Genomic DNA, 18,263 nt, shown 5'->3' on the forward strand with positions numbered 1-18,263 from the left:
ATGAGCCAGGCGGCACAGAACCTCAACTGGTTGATCACCAACTTCGTGGACAACACCCCGGGGGTGTCCCACACCGTCGTCGTGTCCGCCGACGGTCTCCTTCTGGCGATGTCCGAAGGCTTCCCCCGCGACCGTGCCGACCAGCTGGCGGCCGTCGCGTCCGGGCTCACCTCGCTGACGGCCGGGGCCTCCCGGATCTTCGAGGGCGGCACCGTGGCGCAGACGGTCGTCGAGATGGAACGCGGTTTTCTCTTCCTGATGTCCGTCTCCGACGGCTCGTCCCTCGCCGTACTGGCCCACCCGGAGTGCGACATCGGCCTCGTCGGCTACGAGATGGCACTGCTGGTCGACCGCGCGGGCGCGGTGCTCACGCCCGATCTGCGCGCCGAACTGCAAGGCAGTCTGCTCCACTGACCGCCCGGATCCAACCCACCTCACCAAATCACCGTCCGGCCGCCACAATCCCCCCACCGGCCACGTCCGACGGCACGACTGACCGACTTGCTGTCCCGCCCGGAGGAACGATGACCCCGCCCACCGCCTCTCATGATCCGTACGCGGAGCCGTACGGGGACGAGGGCGACCAGCCGCTGGTACGTCCTTACGCGATGACCGGCGGCCGGACCCGGCCGCGCTACCAGCTCGCCATCGAGGCGCTGATCAGCACCACGGCCGACCCGGCAGCACTCATGGGGCTGCTCCCGGAGCACCAGCGCATCTGCCACCTGTGCCGTGAGGTGAAGTCGGTGGCCGAGGTCTCGGCCCTGCTCGCCATGCCGCTCGGTGTGGCCCGGATCCTGGTGGCCGACCTCGCCGAGGCCGGCCTGGTGGCCATCCACCAGCCGGGCGGCGACGAGAACAACGGCGGCGCACCGGACGTGACGCTGCTCGAAAGGGTGCTCAGTGGACTTCGCAAGCTCTGACGGAGGCCGGGCCACCACCTCCGCGAAGATCGTGGTGGCGGGCGGCTTCGGCGTCGGCAAGACCACGTTCGTGGGAGCGGTCTCCGAGATCAACCCGCTGCGCACGGAGGCCGTGATGACGTCCGCCTCGGCGGGCATCGACGACCTGACCCACACCGGGGACAAGACCACCACCACGGTGGCCATGGACTTCGGCCGTATCACCCTGGACCAGGACCTGATCCTGTACCTGTTCGGCACGCCCGGCCAGGACCGGTTCTGGTTCATGTGGGACGACCTGGTACGCGGCGCCATCGGTGCCGTCGTCCTGGTCGACACCCGCCGCCTCGCCGACTGCTTCCCCGCGGTCGACTACTTCGAGAACAGCGGCCTGCCGTTCGTCATCGCCCTCAACGGCTTCGACGGGCACCAGCCCTACACCCCGGAAGAGGTACGCGAGGCACTGCAGATCGGCCCGGACGCGCCCATCATCACGACGGACGCCCGGCACCGCGCGGACGCGAAGAGCGCGCTGATCACCCTGGTGGAGCACGCGCTCATGGCACGACTGCGGTAGTAGGCGTAGGCAAGTCCGTCGTCGCATACGGCAGTTGCCGTAAGGAAACCGGAGCCGACTGTGGCCTTTGACACGGTCGGCTCCGGTGTTCATAACGTTTCGGCAGAGGAATCCAGTGGTATCGCCACGCGTCGCGGTCGCGCGGTACCGCTGCGCTCACAACGGCCCCGCCTTTTGGCGGGGCTCGCTCTTTATGACCGTTTTATCTGGGGCTTACATCCGCGCACTACGCCGGTTTCCGGTGTTTGGAAGTGCGCAGGCCCCCGTGCTGGAATGCCTGAACTGCCCAATAGTCAAAGACGTACTGAGTAGTGGTCTGTGACACACCGGGCTCTGAGAGACTGCGGCACGACGACAGGTGCCCGCCGCCGAGAGGTTGTTGGTCGAGTGAGGCGAAGCAAGAACGGTCCCGAGCCGTCGGCACGGGGCAACTTCACCCCGCCGCCGCGAGCTGCGGCGCCCACCCCTGTGCCAGCCGCGGAACCACCGGCCGCGCCCGCGAAGAGCGGCGGCCGATTCTCCCCGCGGAACTGGCGCGTGCCGACCAGGCTGAACGCGATTCTGCTCATACCCGTGGTCGTCGGCCTGGTGATGGGCGGCTTCCAGGTGAAGAGCTCCATCGACACCTGGCAGGAGGCCCAGGACGCGGAGAACACCGCGCGTCTGGTCCGCGCCGCCCTCAGCTACGGCGACGCCCTCTACAACGAACGTGACGTCACCGCGGCGCCGCTGCTCCTGAACAAGGACAAGGCCACGGTCACCGATGCACGCGCGACGACCGACAAGGCCGCCGACGCCTTCGACGCGGCGGCGCAGAACATGCCGCAGAAGGCCGGTCTGGAACGCCGTCTGAAGCTGTTCCGCGAGGCGGAGCCCAAGCTCACGAACCTGCGTGCGGCCGCGTACACCACCAAGCTCACCGGTGTGCAGACCGAAGAGGGGTACACGCAGATCGCGCACCCCCTGATGGAGTTCGCCAACGAGCTCGGCCTGGGCACCGGAAACATCACGTCCTACGGCCGTACCGTCTACGCCATCTCGCTCACCAAGGCGGCGCTGTCGCTGGAGCGCTCGATCGGCATGCACCTGCTGATCAAGCCCGGCCCGGACGCCGGCAACCTGGCCTCGCAGCGCGTCGCCCTCTCCTCGTACGCCTACCTCGAAGGCATCGCCGTCGAGGAGTACATCGGCGGTGGTACCGAGGCGGACGCGCAGAAGCTGACCGATCTCCAGAAGAAGATCAAGAGCGACGGCGCGGCCATGGTCCAGCAGGCCAAGGCCAAGGACCCGAACTACGTGGCCCCGCCGTCCAACTCGACCGCGATGGTCTCGGCGCTCGCGACGCTGCAGGACACCGACCCGTCCACCCGGCAGGCGCTGGCCACCAAGGGCATCACCGCCGAGAACTGGTGGGCGGTCAACACCCTCAAGTACCAGGCCTACCGCACCATCGAGTCGGACATGGCCGACAAGGCGGTGAGCGAGGCCTCCGGTATCGCCGACGACGCCAAGACCTCCGCGTTCATCACCGGTGCCGCGGTCGTGGTCGCGCTGCTCGCCGCGTTCATCCTGGCCGGCATGGTGGCCCGCCAGATGTCCCGCTCGATGCGCCAGCTGCGCAACGCCGCCTTCGGCATCGCCGAGCAGCGCCTGCCGATGCTGGTCGACCAGCTCTCCCGCACCGACCCCGGCCGGGTCGACACCCGGGTGGCGCCGATCCCGATCACCTCGACCGACGAGATCGGCGAAGTCGCCCGCGCCTTCGACCAGGTCCACCGCGAGGCCGTCCGGCTCGCCGCCGAGCAGGCCCTGCTGCGGGGCAACATCAACGCGATCTTCACCAACCTGTCGCGCCGCAACCAGTCGCTGATCGAGGGCCAGCTGACCCTGATCACCGACCTGGAGAACAACGAGGCCGACCCGGACCAGCTGGAGAACCTCTTCCGCCTGGACCACCTCGCGACCCGTATGCGCCGCAACGGCGAGAACCTCCTGGTCCTCGCCGGCGAGGAGCCGGGCCGCCGCTGGGACCAGCCGGTCCCGCTGGTCGACGTGCTGCGCGCCGCCTCCTCCGAGGTGGAGCAGTACGAGCGCGTCGAGCTGTCCGGCGTCCCGGAGGCCGAGATCCACGGCCGCGCGGTCACCGACCTCGTGCACCTGCTGGCCGAGCTCCTGGAGAACGCGACGACGTTCTCCTCCCCGCAGACCAAGGTCCGCGTCACCGCGACCCGTCTCCCCGACGGCCGCATCATGATCGAGATCCACGACAAGGGCATCGGCCTCACCGCCGAGGACTTCGCGGACATCAACCACAAGCTGGCCAACCCGCCGACCGTGGACGCCGCGATCTCCCAGCGCATGGGTCTCTTCGTGGTCGGCCGGCTGTCCGACCGGCACGGCATCCGGGTCCAGCTGCGCCCCTCGGGCGAGCAGGCCGGCACCACCTCGCTGGTCATGCTGCCGGACGCGATCACGCACGGCGGTGGCGGCGAACAGCCCATGGAGCGCGAGGAGTTCACCGTCTCGCAGATCATCCCGGAGCGGCAGTTCCAGGGTGAGAGCTTCCAGCAGCCGCAGGTCCAGCCGATGCGTACGGCGGCCGAACTCGGCTTCGACGACAGCCGCTACGTGGAGGTCCCGGACGACATCCGCGACCTGGACCCCGTCGGCCGCTCCCTGATGCGCGAGGAGCGCCGTGCGGCCCTGGAGGCCCAGGCGGGGCCCTCGCAGGCCGCAGAGGCCCCGCAGAGCCCCCAGGAGACCGCTGAGATCCCGGCGTACGTCGACGAGTTCGACAGGGGCCCGCAGGGCTACGACAGCGCCGCTACGGCCTTCCGGGAGCAGCCCGCGGACTTCGAGTCCCCGTCGGCGTACCAGGAGCAGTCACAGGGCGCGTACGACGAGCAGTACTACGCGCCGAACGGCGGCCTGCCGCAGAACGACCCGTTCTCGCCGGACGCCTTCGCCACCGGCGGCGGCTACCCCGAGCCCGCCTATCCGGAGCCGGTCCAGGAGGAGCCCGCGGCCGCGCACTCCGCCGCCTCCGAGTCCTTCCCGGCCTTCGGCGAGCAGCAGTCCTACCAGGACGACTGGCCGCAGCAGAACGGTTACCAGAACGGTTACCCGGCCCAGTACGCTCCGGAAGCGGAGTCGACGCAGGCCGGTGACGTGGACGAGCGGAACCGCGTAGGCTTCGACCGTCCCGGAGCGGCCCCTTCCGCAGGCCACCAGCTGACCGATGCCGGGCTGCCCCGCCGGGGCTCCACCGGCGGCGGCACGGGCCACGCGAACGGCGCGGGTCCCGCACAGCAGGCACCGGCACCGGCCGCACAGCAGGCTCCGGCGGCACCGGCTCCGGCCACGGGCGGCGACAGCAGCTGGCGTTCCCAGAACGACGAGCGCTGGCAGCAGGCCTCGCAGCTGCGGAAGCCCAAGGCGGGCGGGGTCACCTCCTCCGGCCTGCCGAGGCGGGTGCCCAAGGCCAACCTGGTCGAGGGAGCCGCCGAGAGCACCCCTCAGGGAGGCCCACAGGTCTCCCGCGCCCCGGAGGACATCCGGGGCAGGCTGAGCAACCTGCGTCGCGGCGTCGAGCGCGGGCGCAACGCAGGCAGTGAAACGAACGGCCAGGGCTTCGGTCCTGACAGCACCTACAACCAGGAGCGTTAGTGTGAGCCCGATGAGCCAGGCGGCACAGAACCTGAACTGGTTGATCACCAACTTCGTGGACAACACCCCGGGGGTGTCCCACACGGTGGTGGTCTCCGCCGACGGACTCCTTCTGGCGATGTCCGAAGGCTTCCCCCGCGACCGTGCCGACCAGCTCGCGGCCGTCGCCTCCGGTCTGACGTCTCTGACGGCAGGCGCCTCCCGGATCTTCGAGGGTGGCAGCGTGAACCAGACGGTTGTGGAGATGGAGCGGGGATTCCTCTTCATCATGTCCGTTTCTGATGGTTCCTCGCTGGCGGTCCTCGCCCACCCGGAGGCCGACATCGGCCTGATTGGGTACGAGATGGCCCTTTTGGTGGACCGCGCGGGCACAGTTCTTACCCCGGATCTGCGTCAGGAACTCCAAGGAAGCCTGCTCAACTAACAGTCAGGCGGTGCGTTTTGGCGTCCCGGGGCCGTAAGGTTTCGGGACGCGGCTCCACAAGGATGGGTGCCCGGCACGGTCGGAGGAGGAGAGAGTGGCAACACCCCCAGGCGGTTCGAATAACGGCAACTGGTCGTACGGTCCTGCCCAGGGCCAGGGCGACGGTTCCGCGAACCGGTACAACTTCCCCTCCGCGCCGAGCCACCGGCAGCCGTACGCACCGCAGGGCCCTGGTCCCTCGCCGTACGACCAGCCGCCGGCGCCGCGCATCCAGCCGGTACAGCCGCAGCGCCGTCCCGAGCCGGCGCCGGCCTCGGGGTCGAACAACCCCCTGGTGCGTCCGTACGCCATGACCGGTGGCCGGACCCGCCCGCGGTACCAGCTCGCCATCGAGGCGCTGGTGCACACCACCGCGCAGCCGCACCAGATGCAGGGCCAACTGCCCGAGCATCAGCGGATCTGCAACCTCTGCCGGGAGATCAAGTCGGTGGCCGAAGTCTCGGCCCTGCTGTCGATCCCTCTCGGCGTGGCCAGGATCCTCGTCGCCGACTTGGCGGAGGCGGGCCTGGTCGCCATCCATCAGCCCGGCGGCGACGAGAACGCCGGCGGCCAGCCAGACGTGACACTGCTCGAAAGGGTGCTCAGTGGACTTCGCAAGCTCTAGCGGCGGTCCTTCCCGCTCCACCACCTCAGCGAAGATCGTGGTGGCGGGCGGCTTCGGCGTGGGCAAGACCACGTTCGTCGGCGCCGTCTCGGAGATCAACCCGCTGCGCACAGAGGCCGTGATGACGTCCGCGTCTGCCGGCATCGACGACCTCACCCACACCGGGGACAAGACGACCACCACGGTCGCCATGGACTTCGGCCGTATCACCCTGGACCAGGACCTGATCCTGTACCTGTTCGGCACGCCCGGCCAGGACCGGTTCTGGTTCATGTGGGACGACCTGGTACGCGGCGCCATCGGCGCGATCGTCCTGGTCGACACCCGCCGCCTCGCCGACTGCTTCCCCGCGGTCGACTACTTCGAGAACAGCGGCCTGCCGTTCGTCGTCGCCCTCAACGGCTTCGACGGCAGCCAGCCGTACAACCCCGAAGAGGTCCGCGAGGCGCTCCAGATCGGCCCGGACACCCCGATCATCACGACCGACGCCCGCCACCGCGCGGACGCCAAGTCGGCCCTGATCACCCTGGTGGAACACGCGCTCATGGCGCGCCTGCGCTAGCGACGATCTCCCCAGAGGGGCCCCTCCCGTCCGGGAGGGGCCCCTCTGTCGTACCTGTACCCGGTGCCGCCCAGGGACCTCTCCGGACACACCACGGCCCCGCTCTCCCGGAAGGAGGAGCGGGGCCGTGGTCACGTGCGTGAAGGGCTCAGTGCCAGCTGTGCGGGGCGCGGAAGCCGTTCTCGCGCTCCAGGCGGCGCCAGCCGGCCTTGGCGCGGCCTCGGTGGGTCTGCTCGGTGTCGGCGGTCGGCCGGGCGGCCGCGCGGGCCAGGAGGACCGCCGTGATGGCGGCGACTTCCTCCGGGTCGGCGTTGCCCTTCTCGACGCGGATGTCAGGCACGTTCATGGGTGTCAGTCTCCGTGAGAGAGGTTTCCGCAGGATTACTGCGGGGGGTTGCCGTGCTTACGGGACGGCAGGTCGGCGTGCTTGGTGTGCAGCATCGCCAGCGACTTGGCGAGCACCTCGCGGGTCTCGGCCGGGTCGATGACGTCGTCGACCAGACCGCGCTCGGCCGCGTAGTAGGGGTGCATGAGCTCGGCCTTGTACTCCTTGACCATCTTCTGCCGCATGGCCTCGGGGTCCTCGGCGGAGGCGATCTGCCGACGGAAGATCACGTTGGCCGCGCCCTCCGCGCCCATCACCGCGATCTCGTTGGTCGGCCACGCGTACGTGAGGTCGGCGCCGATCGACTGGGAGTCCATGACGATGTAGGCACCTCCGTACGCCTTGCGCAGGATGAGCGAGATCCTCGGCACGGTCGCGTTGCAGTAGGCGTAGAGGAGCTTCGCGCCGTGACGGATGATCCCGCCGTGCTCCTGGTCGACGCCGGGGAGGAAGCCCGGTACGTCCAGGAAGGTGACGATCGGAACATTGAAAGCGTCACACATCTGGACAAAGCGCGCAGCTTTTTCGCTCGCCTCGATGTCCAGGACGCCCGCCAGCACCTGCGGTTGGTTGGCGACGATGCCCACGACCTGGCCGTCGATCCGGGCCAGCGCGCAGATGATGTTCCGCGCCCAACGCTCGTGGACCTCCACGTACTCGCCGTCGTCGACGATCTCCTCGATGACCTTGGCCATGTCGTACGGCCGGTTGCCGTCGGCCGGGACCAGGTCCAGGAGGACGTCGCTGCGGCGGTCGACGGGGTCCGTGGACTCGACGCGCGGCGGGTTCTCGCGGTTGTTCTGCGGGAGGAGGGAGAGGAGGTAGCGGACCTCCGCGATGCAGGTCTCCTCGTCGTCGTACGCGAAGTGGCAGACGCCGGAGGTCTCCGCGTGGACGTCGGCGCCGCCGAGCCCGTTCTGGGTGATCTCCTCGCCGGTGACCGCCTTGACGACGTCCGGGCCGGTGATGAACATCTGCGAGGTCTCGCGGACCATGAAGACGAAGTCGGTGAGGGCGGGCGAGTAGGCCGCGCCGCCGGCACACGGGCCGAGCATCACGGAGATCTGCGGGATGACACCGCTCGCCTTGGTGTTGCGCTGGAAGATGCCGCCGTAGCCGGCGAGCGCGCTGACGCCCTCCTGGATACGGGCGCCCGCGCCGTCGTTCAGCGACACCAGCGGAGCCCCGGCCGCGATGGCCATGTCCATGATCTTGTGGATCTTGGTGGCGTGGGCCTCGCCCAGCGCGCCGCCGAAGATCCGGAAGTCATGGGCGTAGACGAAGACCGTACGACCCTCGACCGTGCCCCAGCCGGTGATGACACCGTCGGTGTACGGCTTCTTGGCCTCCAGGCCGAAGCCGACCGCACGGTGCCGGCGCAGCTGCTCGACCTCCTGGAAGGAACCCGGGTCCAGGAGCAGCTCGATGCGCTCCCGGGCCGTCAGCTTGCCCTTGGCGTGCTGTGCCTCGGTCGCCTTCTCGCTGGGGCCCGCCACAGCCGCCGCACGGATCTCATGCAGCTCGGCGACCCGCCCGCGCGCGTCCGTCGGTTCGCCGGTGGGCTCGCCCGTCGTCTCTTCCAAAACGGTCATGTAGCGACCTTACGAAGGACACCAAGGAATGCGAGACGTCGACTCCGTACAGTCTCCGACGCGTTTTCCTGGAAGCACTGAACAGAACCAGAACGGCATGCAGCCGTTCCGACTGCTCAGGGGGCTTCGCCCTTGTAGGGGTGCCACAAAGGCGCCACCTGAGACCCGGCTCACATTCGCAGGTGGCCCATACCACCCGCCGGGTGATGCGGGCTCCGGACGGCGCCACCCGCACCCTATCCGCACCCGCCGCCGCACCGTCCCGTCGCGTCGCGCTGTGCGGTACCCGACGTTACGGTGAGTAATGACCGCGACACGCGGACGGATGATGTTGAAGGTTGAATGGAATAGGTCTACGGTGTCTCTCGTTGAGTTCGTTGAACGTTAAACATCAAGTCCGCGCCTTCCGCATCCACCGCTTCGAAGCCGCGACCCGTCCCCCAAGGAGCACCTCATGGGCATCTTCGGCCGCAAGAACGACGAGACGACCGCCGCCGGCACCGGCGCCGACACGGCCGCGCTGACCGGCGACTACACGATCGACCCGGCGCACACCACGCTCGGCTTCGTGGCCCGCCACGCGATGGTCACCAACGTCAAGGGCAGCTTCCAGGAGTTCGAGGGCACTCTGCACCTGGACGGCGAGAACCCGTCGAAGTCCACCGCCTCGCTCGACATCAAGATGGACAGCATCACCACCGGCAGCCCCGACCGTGACGGTCACCTGAAGTCGGCGGACTTCTTCAAGATCGACGAGTTCCCGACGATGACCTTCCGCTCCACCGAGGCGGAGGCCCTCGGCGGCGAGGACTACCGCATCACCGGCGACCTCACGATCCTCGGTGTCACCCGGCCGGTCACCATCGACCTGGAGTTCAACGGCGTCGCCAAGGACCCGTTCGGCAACGAGCGCGTCGGCTTCGAGGGCAAGGCCGAGATCAAGCGCTCCGACTGGGGCGTCACCTGGAACGCGGCGCTGGAGACCGGTGGCGTCCTCGTCTCCGACAAGATCAAGCTGAACTTCGACATCTCGGCGATCAAGAACGCGTGAGCCCGCGGCGCCGGACCGCCGGCCCCGATCACGCCCGCTGAGCGCCGCCCTCCACTCCCCTGAGGGCGGCGCTCGGTCATGTCCGGGGCCGTGCCCTGGGTCGGGAGGACAGCTCGGCCAGGGCGGCCGCCAGCCTCGCCGCCCGGCCCTGCGCGGTGCGGGCCGTGAGCAGCCCGAAGATCACCTGGTACCGGTCCGTCCGCCCGAGGGCGTCGAAGGCCGCCCCGGCTTCGGGGTTCCGCTCCAGAGCCGCCGCCAGGTCCTCGGGCACATGGGCTTCGCTCTGCGGCTCGTACGCCGCGTCCCACCGCCCGTCCGCCCGGGCGGCGGCCACCTCCGCGAGCCCCGCGGGCCGCATCCGGCCGGCCTCGGTCAGCTCCGCCACCCTGCGCACATTGACCAGGGACCAGAGGCTGCCCGGCCTGCGCGGGGTGATCTTCTGCAGGAAGTACGTCGCGTCCAGCGCCTTGCGCTGCGCCGTGATCCAGCCGTGGCAGAGGGCGACGTCGTTGACCTCGGCCCAGGTGACGGAGACCAGCCCGGAGCCCTTCTTGGCGACCTTCACCCAGAGGCCGGGGTGCGGGGCGGGCCGGGCGGCGAGCCAGTCGTCCAGACCGGAGGCCGAGGCGAAGGCCAGGGCGGGGGATGTCTCGGCGGTGTCGCGTGCGGTCATGGCGACACCGTAGGGAGGGAGTAGGTCAGCACCCGTCCTAGTCAGTAGTCGAGGGTCGGGTACCAGTCCCCTCGCCCCTGCGGGGTCAGGTCGAGCAGGTGCCAGACGGGCGTCAGCAGGTCGATGCCGCGCTCCTGGATGTCGTCGGCCATACGTGGATGGGCGGAGTACGTATGCCGGACCGTGCCGTCGCCGTCGCGGGTGAAGACGGAGACCGTGGAGTCCTGCGCGCCGTCCTCGTCCTCGCTCCCCAGGTCGTACTTGAACGTGCTGTCACCACAGCTGAGCAGCCGCAGCCGGTGCCAGCCGCGATCGCGGGCGTACGTCCGGAGGGTGGGCGGGTCGGCGGCCGCGGCGATGACGAAGTCCGCGTTGCGGGCCACGTGGTGGGCGATCCCGTTGTAGCCGTCGATCCACAGCGTGCACATCGGGCAGGCACTGGTCTGGAGCTTGCCGTACATGAAGTGGTAGACGATCAGCGGCCGTCCGGGCCCGGAGAACAACTCGCTCAACGCGACCTCACGGACCGGGGCGTCACCGGCGTCGAGGTCGCCGGGCCCCTCCAGGAAGACGTAGTCGTCGACGGCCGGCCCCTGCGGGAGCGCCCGCCGCAGCGCCGCGACCTCCTCGCGGCGCCGCATCAGCCCGATCTCGGCCAGCCGCAGCTCCTCACGGGCACCGACATACTCCTCGGACTCCCCGACCAGCCTGGTCTGCCGCACCATCGCGTCCTCCTGGGGCAGGCGTCCCCCGTAGCCGTCTTCGAGTCTAGGACGGCGGCCTCGATCACTCCTCACGCGACGATCCGTACCCGTGCGTCGGGACGGTGCCGCACACACCGTCCGGGCGTCCGGCAGGGGCGGCGAGGTGTACGCGCCGGACACACTCATCGATTCCCTTTCTCAATGCCATGACCAACAACTGTTGGACCTCTGAATCATCGATTCCTAGGCTCGGCCGAGCAGGCCTTCCGTACGGGAAGACCTCGACCACCTGTCTTCCACACCCGGAGGAGACGTCCAATGAAGCAACGCACGATCGGCGGACGGACGGTTTCGGCGATCGGGCTCGGCGGCATGCCGATGTCCATCGAGGGCCGCCCCGAAGCCCGCAGATCGATCGCGACGATCCACGCCGCGCTGGACGCCGGTGTCACGTTCGTCGACACGGCGGACGCGTACCACCGCGACGCCGCCGAGGTCGGACACAACGAGGAGCTCATCGCCGGGGCTCTGCGCACGTACGGCCGGGGAGCGGACGAGGTGCTGGTCGCGACGAAGGGGGGCCACCTGCGGCCCGGCGACGGCAGCTGGACCGTGAACGGTGATCCGGCCCATCTCAAGCGGGCCGCCAAGGAGTCGGCCAAGCGCCTCGGCGTCGAGGCGATCGGCCTCTACCAGTTCCACCGCCCCGACCCGCGCGTCCCGTACGCCGATTCGATCGGCGCGATCCGTGACCTGCTCGACGAGGGCGTGATCCGCATGGCGGGCATCTCGAACGCGACCGTGGACCAGATCGACGAGGCGAACCAGATCCTGGGCGGTCGCCTCGCCTCGGTCCAGAACCAGTTCTCGCCCAGGTTCCGCTCCAGTCTGCGCGAGCTGGAGCACTGCGCCGAACTCGGGATCGCGTTCCTGCCCTGGAGCCCGCTGGGCGGCATCGCGAACGCGCCCGAACTCTCGGCGCAGCAGGCCGCCTTCCGCGAGGTCGCGGACGAGGTCGGCGTCAGCGTCTACCGGGTGACCCTGGCCTGGGAGCTCGCCCTGGCGCCCGTGGTGGTCCCGATCCCCGGGGCCTCCCGCCCCGAAAGCATCCGTGACTCGGCGGCCGCCACCGACGTCGAGCTCACTCCGGAGCAGATCTCCCGCCTGTCGGCGGCCTGAGGTGCCCGGTACCGCACCGCCTACCCACTTATGGACAAGGACCCGATCGTGAAGACGTTCAAACTGCCCGGCACCGACATGGTCGTCCCGAACATCGTGCTCGGCCTGATGCGCATCCAGGACAAGAGCGACGCCGAGGTGCGCGAACTCCTCGCCACCGCGATGGACGCCGGCATCACGTTCCTCGACCACGCCGACGTGTACGGCAGCGAACTGCACGGCTGCGAGCGCCGTTTCGCCGAGGCGATGCGGCTGAGCCCCTCGCAGCGCGAAAAGCTGATCATCCAGTCGAAGGCGGGCATCGTCCGCGAAGGCCCGTACTTCGACTTCTCCTACGAGCACATCGTCGAGTCGGTGGACGGTTCACTCAAGGCTCTCGGCACCGATTACCTCGACATCCTGCTGCTGCACCGTCCCGACGCGCTGGTCGAACCCGAGGAGGTCGCGCGTGCCTTCGACGACCTGGCCGCGGCGGGCAAGGTGCGGGCCTTCGGCGTCTCGAACCACACCCCCCGCCAGATCGACCTGCTGCGCCGCCATGTCAGTCAGCCGCTGGTGGCGAACCAGCTCCAGCTGTCGATCACGCACGCCCCGCTCGTCGCGCAGGGCGTCGCGGCCAACATGCAGGGCCTGGACCAGTCGGTCAGCCGTGACGACGGGCTCCTGGACTACTGCCGACTGCACGACATCACCGTGCAGGCCTGGTCGCCGTTCCAGGCCGGCTTCTTCGACGGGCCCTTCCTCGGCTCCGAGCGCCACCCCGAACTCAACGCCGTCATCGACCGCCTGGCGGCGAAGTACAGGGTGCCGTCCCTTGCCATCGCGACGGCCTGGATCACCCGCCACCCCGCCCGGATGCAGGTGGTCATCGGCACGACCACCCCGCAGCGCGTCGCGGACGCCGCCCTCGGATCGGACGTCCCCCTGACCCGTGCGGAGTGGTACGAACTGTTCCGCGCCGCCCAGTACATCGTGCCCTGACCGTCGCCCCACCCGGACAGCGGCGAGCCGTACGCTCGCCGCTGTGCGGCGGGTCCGCGGGCGCGCCGAGCCGCCCGCGGACCCTGATGGCCGACCGGTGGCCCCGGTCAGTAGGAGAACTGCACTCTTCGAGGCCGAGTGGGAACGTGCCACCCCGCTGCGGGACACCAGCCCGCCGGCCGCACGGAGCGACGGCCCGGACGCCGACACGCGTGCCCTTCTGGGCCTGCTCGCGTCCGGCTGCACGGACGCGGCCATCGCCCGCACCCAGGGCTGGAGCGAGCGCACCACCCAGCGCCGCATCCACCGCCTGATGACCGAACTGGGCGCGGCCACCCGCTTCCAGGCGGCGGCCCAGGCCGCCCGCCGCGGCTGGCTGCAGTGAGCGGCGTTCCGGCATCGCCGCCGCCGTCCGCCCTTCGGTCGTTCCCCGGGCCGCTGTGCCCCTTCCGCCTCACGGAAGGCCTCCCAGGCGTCCGCCACAACCCCGACACGCCCTGGCTTGTGGGGGTTGTTCACGGTGCGGATCGCCTGGATCCGCCCGTCGAGCTGTCGGGATACGCCCTACAGGGCACGATGAGACAAGGCCGCGCAGGCCGATGACTTCACATCCACGGGCGCCGCGCCTCACACCGCCTGCGCCTGCAGCCGCTCCCACTGCTCCTTCGTGATCTCGTACCGCACACCCCCGTGCTCGGAACCATCGACCGCCATCATGTCGTCCGGCGTGGGGATGGTCTCCGCGAGCGTCATCCCGAGCTTCTCCATGACGTTGCGCGAAGGGCGGTTCACGGTCATCGTCTCGGCCCAGACCATGCGGATGCCGAGCTGGGCGAACCCCTTCGCCAGCAGCGCCCGCGAGACCTCCGTGGCGTAGCCCCTTCCCCAGGCCGCCCGGCGCAGGCGGTAGCCGAGCTCGGCCTCCTCACGCGGGCCGCTGCGCAGCGGACGCAGGCAGAACCAGCCGACGAACGCGCCGCCGTCCTTCTCGTGCGCCGCGAACAGACCGAGGTCGTGATCCCAACGCTCGTAGCCGGCGAGGATGCTGGGGATGACGAGGTCGCGGACCTCCTCCGGCGGGGTCGGCACGCCGCCGGTCAGGTGGCGCATCACCGCCGGGTCGCTGTCCAGCTCGATCAGCAGGTCCGCGTCGCCGGCGGCGAAGGGGCGCAGGATCAGGCGCTCGGACTCCAGGTAGGTGGTCACGTGAGGATCATGACCGAGACGGGTCGGACGGTCCACGGAGTTTTCGGGCCGCGTCTGTCACCGGGCGGGGTGCCGGAGAAGCAGCAGCACGGCACGGCCGCCTTCACGGTCACCGCCGAGGACCCGACCTCTGTCGCTCCCCACGTCGTCGGGGCGACGCAGGCTCCCGAAGGCGATCCGCCCGGCCTTCGACTTTCGGCTCTGCAGAAGACTCCTGGATCCCCCTGACCGCGAACTCGCACCACACCGCCTTCCCCGGCTCCCGCTCCCCCACCCCCCACTTGTCCGCGAGCAGGCTGACCAGCAGCAGGCCCCGGCCGTGTTCCGACTCCGGTGACATGTCGCCGTAGCGGAGTTCGCCTGGGCCGCTGTCGTGGACCTCGGCGCGGAGGACTCCGTCGGAATGCAGGGCCAGCCGGAGGCGGAAGCCCCGGCCCGGGGGTACGCCGTGGAGCACGGCGTTGGTGGCCAGTTCGCTCACGCAGAGCACTACGTCGTCCTCGCGCCCGGCCACCGCCCAGTCGGCGAGGGCCGCGCGCGTGAACTCGCTTGCCACGCCGACGGATCTGCGGTCCCGGCGGTAGAACGCCTCGCGAGTGTGGGGGGTTTGAGGTTCCGGGTTCATGAGGCGAGTGTCACCGTGAGTGACTATCATGGATCAGTGAGTGAGGTCGTAGTTCTGACTTCTACGAGTCCACTACGAGCGGTTCGGGCGCGCACGGGGGAAAGGGGCACGCATGCATGTGGCGAGGAAGCCCAAGAGGCTCGGTTCGTGGCACGCGGTCGGAGGGCTCGTCGCCCACTACCGGAAACAGGCGCGGCTCACGCAGGAGCGGTTCGCAGAGCTTGCGAACCTGCACGTCGACACGGTGGGCTCCATCGAGCAGGGGCGGCTTGCCCTTCAGCCGGACCGGGCGGAACAGTTCGACGAACTGCTGGGAACGGGCGGGGCATTGACCGTGCTGGTGGCGAAGATGCCGGTCCGGGAGCGGATCGTGCAGTTCGCGCAGGGGCTGGTCGATCACGAGCAGGAGGCGATGGGGGTTCTGTCGTACCAGATCCAGATGGTGCCTGGACTGCTGCAGACCAGGGAGTACTGCCGCGCCACCTTCGACTCCCGTTATCCCGCGCTCGGGAGCGAGACGGCCGAGCAGTGGGTGGAGGCTCGTATGGAGCGACAGTTGATCTGGCAGCGGGACCGCCCGCCCGTGGGGCACTTCATCCTGGAGGAGAGCATCCTCAGGCGAGAGGTCGGCAGCCGCGAAGTGATGCGGGCTCAGATTCGGCAGATCCTGGAGTACACCGAACCGATCCATATGAGCGTGCAGATCATGCCCATGGACCGGATGCCGCACGCGGGGCTCGCGGGCCCCATGACACTGCTGGAGACGCCCGAACACAACTACCTTGTCTACCTGGAGGTACAGCGAGCGAGCTTTCTCGTCGACGATCCCGACGAGGTCAGCGACTATCACCACAAGTATGGAATGCTGCGGTCACAGGCCCTCTCGCCCGAGGAGAGCGCGCGCTACTTGAATGGACTGCTAGGAGAGTCATGAACACCGCAGCATCGCTTGCCTGGTTCAAGTCCAGCTACAGCAGCAACGAAGGGGGCGACTGCGTGGAGGTGGCCGTCCTCTCCTCCGTCATCCATATCCGTGACTCGAAGAGCTCCGACGGCCCCATACTCGCCGTCTCCCCCTCCCCCTGGAGTGAGTTCCTTGACCGCGTCACCCGCGACTGAGCAGATCGACTGGGTCCTCATCGCCTCGTACGAAAACGTCCCGGGGCGCCCTCACCCCTTCGCCGCCCTCTGCGCTTGACTGCGTGAACGCGGCATCGACTGGATGCCATTCGCGGAAGAAGAATTCCGGTGGGACCTCGCGTGCCGACGTGAGGTCAGCGGGCACTGGCGGGGGTGGATCAGCCTGTCGGTCGAGGCCCGCGCCTTGAGGCGGCTCGGCCTGCACCCGGACCAATCCTCCTTCGTCGTCAACGGGCCGTCCCCGCCCGCCTGGTGGCATGCCGCCGGGCTGCGTTATGCCACGGCGTGTCCAGAGGGAAAGACTCCGGATCCAGCGGAAGGGCCTTGACCTCAAGCGAGGTTGAGTTTCTACGGTCGGTCTCGTCGAAGCAGGTCAGGTGAAGACGGAGGGACCGGCCGTGGAGTACTCGCACACCGACGCCGAACTGATCCAGCAGCCCATCGGCTACTGGAGTTGGGCCGCGTTCAAGGCCGTCGTCGACCGAACCCGCGCGGCGCTCGCCGGGATCGGCACCACCCAGCCGCAGTGGTGGGTCCTCGCACAGGTCGCGCGCGCCGACGACGTCAAGACCCGCGACGAGGTGTCCCGCCTCCTGCGGAACTACCTCGACACGGGCCCGGAGAGCATGGAGTCCGAGATCGATACGGTCATCGCCCAGGGGTGGATCACCGAGGACGCCGAGGGCCGCCTGAGCATCACGGCCGAGGGCGGGGCGTTCTTCGACAGGGCCGCATCCGTCCAGGACAAGCTGCGGGCGGAACGGCACGCGGGCATCTCCGACGAGGAGTACCTCATCACCCTCAAGGTGCTGCAACGCTTCATCCACAACACCGGCGGGCAGGCCTGGCACCACTAGCCCGGCACCGTCAGCCGTGCCGCACTCGCCCCAGGGCGTTTCGGGACCGGGAGCAGCCACCAGGCTGACGCCACCGACAGGGCCGCGCCCACCGCGATGCCCTCCAGGCGGGTCGGCAGCAGGGACTGCGCGTCCTGGCCGAAGTAGCCGAGGAGGAGGGAGAGGGCCGTGGTCATGCCGGCTGCCCAGTAGGCGTAGTTGAGGGGGCGCAGCCACAGGGCGACGGCCAGGACGGCGAACATCAGGGCCACGGCGGTGTGGCCCGTGACGCCCGCCTCCGCCACCCCCGTCGCCAGCAGCGTGCCCACGCACGCTCCGGCCAGGCGCTCAACCCCCTTGCGCAGGACGTCGGTCCGGCCTCGGTTGCCGCTCGCTGCGACGTACGCGGTCAGGACGGCCCACGGCCAGTGGTCGTCGAAGAGGAAACGGCCCAGCACGAAGGCGGTTGCGATGGCCGCCGCCATCTGCAGGGCCATGCGGGTGCTGGGGCGTGGGTGGAGGCGGGAGCGGCGTGGGGGCGGGTCGGGGGTCGGGGCCGCGCGCCAGGGGCCGTAGCGGTCGCCCAGGGCCTGCACCAGCCAGACCGAGCAGCAGGCCATGAACCCGATCAGCGCGGACCAGCCCCAGGTCACCAGCCCGCTCTGCGCCTCGGCCGGCAGTGCGGGGCCGGGGACCACCAGCAGGGCCACCAGGGGGAGGGCGATCAGCGTGCCCGCCTTGGTGGCGGCCGGGCCGAAGCGGCGGATCCAGATGGCCAGGGCCATCCCGGCCGTGAAGACGGCCGCGCCCGCCGCGTAGTGGGAGGCGAGCAGGCGTCCGACGAAGATCGAGGCGGCGGCTGTCACGGGCAGCAGCATCAGTGACATCAGTCGTCGGCGGGTGCCGGCGGTGCGCTGGGTCGCGGCGAGGGTCAGGGTGAGGGCGACCGCGAGGACCAGTACGTCGGTGTGCAGCCCGGCGGCCCCCTCCAGCGCCAGCGCGGCTCCCCAGGAGAGCAGAACGGCGGTCATCGTCAACCCTGCTTCGTACGCGTTGCGTATGAGTTTGGCGGTCACGCGACCGAGGGTACGGGAAA

The 18,263-nt window shown here is 69.5% G+C and carries 20 protein-coding genes and 1 pseudogene; 14 read left to right on the forward strand and 7 right to left on the reverse strand.

Annotation, left to right across the window (positions count from 1 at the left end):
• The 7 genes from ACFZDK_RS32465 to ACFZDK_RS32495 all read left to right on the forward strand — a co-directional run bounded on the left by ACFZDK_RS32465 (nucleotide 1) and on the right by ACFZDK_RS32495 (nucleotide 6,795).
• A complete protein-coding gene (locus tag ACFZDK_RS32465) occupies nucleotides 1-414 on the forward strand; it encodes a roadblock/LC7 domain-containing protein (protein ID WP_023546525.1) in 414 nt (137 codons plus the stop codon).
• A 110-nt stretch (nucleotides 415-524) separates the two neighbouring features.
• Nucleotides 525-923 carry a DUF742 domain-containing protein gene (locus tag ACFZDK_RS32470; protein ID WP_019058642.1) on the forward strand — a complete coding sequence of 133 codons (399 nt, stop codon included), beginning with the start codon at nucleotides 525-527 and terminating at the stop codon, nucleotides 921-923.
• On the forward strand, nucleotides 904-1,479 hold the full coding sequence (locus ACFZDK_RS32475; RefSeq protein WP_046729249.1) for an ATP/GTP-binding protein: 576 nt from the start codon (nucleotides 904-906) through the stop codon (nucleotides 1,477-1,479). Before ACFZDK_RS32470 ends, ACFZDK_RS32475 begins: the two co-directional genes overlap by 20 nt.
• A gap of 387 nt (nucleotides 1,480-1,866) precedes the next feature.
• Entirely contained in the window at nucleotides 1,867-5,145 is a 3,279-nt protein-coding gene (locus ACFZDK_RS32480; RefSeq protein WP_390977472.1) for a nitrate- and nitrite sensing domain-containing protein, read from the forward strand.
• A 10-nt stretch (nucleotides 5,146-5,155) separates the two neighbouring features.
• Nucleotides 5,156-5,569 carry a roadblock/LC7 domain-containing protein gene (locus tag ACFZDK_RS32485; protein WP_093825739.1) on the forward strand — a complete coding sequence of 138 codons (414 nt, stop codon included), beginning with the start codon at nucleotides 5,156-5,158 and terminating at the stop codon, nucleotides 5,567-5,569.
• 94 nt (nucleotides 5,570-5,663) lie between these two features.
• The gene (locus ACFZDK_RS32490) at nucleotides 5,664-6,233 is read left to right on the forward strand and encodes a DUF742 domain-containing protein (RefSeq protein ID WP_390977473.1); all 570 of its coding nucleotides are present in this window, start codon (nucleotides 5,664-5,666) and stop codon (nucleotides 6,231-6,233) included.
• The gene (locus ACFZDK_RS32495; protein ID WP_123973912.1) at nucleotides 6,214-6,795 is read left to right on the forward strand and encodes an ATP/GTP-binding protein; all 582 of its coding nucleotides are present in this window, start codon (nucleotides 6,214-6,216) and stop codon (nucleotides 6,793-6,795) included. Before ACFZDK_RS32490 ends, ACFZDK_RS32495 begins: the two co-directional genes overlap by 20 nt.
• Before the next feature lie 148 nt (nucleotides 6,796-6,943).
• On the opposite strand, the gene ACFZDK_RS32500 is transcribed toward ACFZDK_RS32495, so the two are convergent.
• Nucleotides 6,944-7,141 (reverse strand): acyl-CoA carboxylase subunit epsilon, encoded by a 198-nt coding sequence (locus ACFZDK_RS32500; protein WP_089098553.1) that lies wholly within the window; start codon nucleotides 7,139-7,141, stop codon nucleotides 6,944-6,946.
• A 35-nt stretch (nucleotides 7,142-7,176) separates the two neighbouring features.
• Complete coding sequence (locus tag ACFZDK_RS32505) at nucleotides 7,177-8,772, reverse strand: carboxyl transferase domain-containing protein (RefSeq protein WP_390977474.1); 1,596 nt, start codon at nucleotides 8,770-8,772, stop codon at nucleotides 7,177-7,179.
• Between the two features lie 454 nt (nucleotides 8,773-9,226).
• Here ACFZDK_RS32505 and ACFZDK_RS32510 point away from each other — a divergent pair, with 454 nt between their 5' ends.
• Nucleotides 9,227-9,823, forward strand: coding sequence for a YceI family protein (locus ACFZDK_RS32510; protein WP_390977475.1), 597 nt, complete (start codon nucleotides 9,227-9,229; stop codon nucleotides 9,821-9,823).
• A gap of 76 nt (nucleotides 9,824-9,899) precedes the next feature.
• On the opposite strand, the gene ACFZDK_RS32515 is transcribed toward ACFZDK_RS32510, so the two are convergent.
• Complete coding sequence (locus ACFZDK_RS32515; protein WP_390977476.1) at nucleotides 9,900-10,496, reverse strand: YdeI/OmpD-associated family protein; 597 nt, start codon at nucleotides 10,494-10,496, stop codon at nucleotides 9,900-9,902.
• Nucleotides 10,497-10,537: 41 nt separating this feature from the next.
• Nucleotides 10,538-11,293, reverse strand: a complete 756-nt coding sequence (locus tag ACFZDK_RS32520; RefSeq protein WP_390977477.1) for a DUF899 family protein — start codon at nucleotides 11,291-11,293, stop codon at nucleotides 10,538-10,540.
• A gap of 225 nt (nucleotides 11,294-11,518) precedes the next feature.
• Here ACFZDK_RS32520 and ACFZDK_RS32525 point away from each other — a divergent pair, with 225 nt between their 5' ends.
• The 3 genes from ACFZDK_RS32525 to ACFZDK_RS32535 all read left to right on the forward strand — a co-directional run bounded on the left by ACFZDK_RS32525 (nucleotide 11,519) and on the right by ACFZDK_RS32535 (nucleotide 13,745).
• Nucleotides 11,519-12,379 (forward strand): aldo/keto reductase, encoded by an 861-nt coding sequence (locus ACFZDK_RS32525; protein WP_390977478.1) that lies wholly within the window; start codon nucleotides 11,519-11,521, stop codon nucleotides 12,377-12,379.
• Between the two features lie 48 nt (nucleotides 12,380-12,427).
• Nucleotides 12,428-13,360, forward strand: coding sequence for an aldo/keto reductase (locus ACFZDK_RS32530; protein WP_390977479.1), 933 nt, complete (start codon nucleotides 12,428-12,430; stop codon nucleotides 13,358-13,360).
• Between the two features lie 97 nt (nucleotides 13,361-13,457).
• Complete coding sequence (locus ACFZDK_RS32535) at nucleotides 13,458-13,745, forward strand: hypothetical protein (protein WP_390977480.1); 288 nt, start codon at nucleotides 13,458-13,460, stop codon at nucleotides 13,743-13,745.
• A gap of 242 nt (nucleotides 13,746-13,987) precedes the next feature.
• Here ACFZDK_RS32535 and ACFZDK_RS32540 read toward each other — a convergent pair whose 3' ends face one another.
• Nucleotides 13,988-14,566, reverse strand: a complete 579-nt coding sequence (locus ACFZDK_RS32540; protein ID WP_390977481.1) for a GNAT family N-acetyltransferase — start codon at nucleotides 14,564-14,566, stop codon at nucleotides 13,988-13,990.
• A 226-nt stretch (nucleotides 14,567-14,792) separates the two neighbouring features.
• A pseudogene (locus ACFZDK_RS32545) lies at nucleotides 14,793-15,191 on the reverse strand (ATP-binding protein); the annotation flags it as partial.
• Nucleotides 15,192-15,303: 112 nt separating this feature from the next.
• Between ACFZDK_RS32545 and ACFZDK_RS32550 the strand changes: the two are divergent.
• The 3 genes from ACFZDK_RS32550 (at nucleotide 15,304) to ACFZDK_RS32560 (ending at nucleotide 17,188) form a co-directional block, all read left to right on the forward strand.
• Complete coding sequence (locus tag ACFZDK_RS32550; RefSeq protein WP_390977482.1) at nucleotides 15,304-16,125, forward strand: Scr1 family TA system antitoxin-like transcriptional regulator; 822 nt, start codon at nucleotides 15,304-15,306, stop codon at nucleotides 16,123-16,125.
• Complete coding sequence (locus ACFZDK_RS32555; RefSeq protein WP_390977483.1) at nucleotides 16,122-16,310, forward strand: DUF397 domain-containing protein; 189 nt, start codon at nucleotides 16,122-16,124, stop codon at nucleotides 16,308-16,310. Before ACFZDK_RS32550 ends, ACFZDK_RS32555 begins: the two co-directional genes overlap by 4 nt.
• 419 nt (nucleotides 16,311-16,729) lie before the next feature.
• Nucleotides 16,730-17,188 carry a MarR family winged helix-turn-helix transcriptional regulator gene (locus tag ACFZDK_RS32560; RefSeq protein WP_390977613.1) on the forward strand — a complete coding sequence of 153 codons (459 nt, stop codon included), beginning with the start codon at nucleotides 16,730-16,732 and terminating at the stop codon, nucleotides 17,186-17,188.
• Here ACFZDK_RS32560 and ACFZDK_RS32565 read toward each other — a convergent pair.
• Nucleotides 17,185-18,243: an FUSC family protein gene (locus ACFZDK_RS32565; RefSeq protein WP_390977484.1), complete on the reverse strand. Its 1,059-nt coding sequence runs from the start codon at nucleotides 18,241-18,243 to the stop codon at nucleotides 17,185-17,187. The genes ACFZDK_RS32560 and ACFZDK_RS32565 overlap by 4 nt on opposite strands.
• Between the last annotated feature and the right edge of the window lie 20 nt (nucleotides 18,244-18,263).

This window comes from Streptomyces sp. NPDC007901 (assembly GCF_042959465.1).
Lineage (GTDB): Bacteria > Actinomycetota > Actinomycetes > Streptomycetales > Streptomycetaceae > Streptomyces.

What these genes read in the sequence shown, in the direction of transcription:
- ACFZDK_RS32465 (WP_023546525.1), top strand. Translation starts at nt 1, where the DNA reads ATGAGCCAGGCGGCACAGAACCTCAACTGGTTGATCACCAACTTCGTG.
- ACFZDK_RS32525 (WP_390977478.1), top strand. Translation starts at nt 11,519, where the DNA reads ATGAAGCAACGCACGATCGGCGGACGGACGGTTTCGGCGATCGGGCTC.
- ACFZDK_RS32470 (WP_019058642.1), top strand. Translation starts at nt 525, where the DNA reads ATGACCCCGCCCACCGCCTCTCATGATCCGTACGCGGAGCCGTACGGG.
- ACFZDK_RS32510 (WP_390977475.1), top strand. Translation starts at nt 9,227, where the DNA reads ATGGGCATCTTCGGCCGCAAGAACGACGAGACGACCGCCGCCGGCACC.
- ACFZDK_RS32505 (WP_390977474.1), bottom strand. Translation starts at nt 8,772, where the DNA reads ATGACCGTTTTGGAAGAGACGACGGGCGAGCCCACCGGCGAACCGACG.
- ACFZDK_RS32555 (WP_390977483.1), top strand. Translation starts at nt 16,122, where the DNA reads ATGAACACCGCAGCATCGCTTGCCTGGTTCAAGTCCAGCTACAGCAGC.
- ACFZDK_RS32485 (WP_093825739.1), top strand. Translation starts at nt 5,156, where the DNA reads ATGAGCCAGGCGGCACAGAACCTGAACTGGTTGATCACCAACTTCGTG.
- ACFZDK_RS32515 (WP_390977476.1), bottom strand. Translation starts at nt 10,496, where the DNA reads ATGACCGCACGCGACACCGCCGAGACATCCCCCGCCCTGGCCTTCGCC.
- ACFZDK_RS32550 (WP_390977482.1), top strand. Translation starts at nt 15,304, where the DNA reads ATGCATGTGGCGAGGAAGCCCAAGAGGCTCGGTTCGTGGCACGCGGTC.
- ACFZDK_RS32500 (WP_089098553.1), bottom strand. Translation starts at nt 7,141, where the DNA reads ATGAACGTGCCTGACATCCGCGTCGAGAAGGGCAACGCCGACCCGGAG.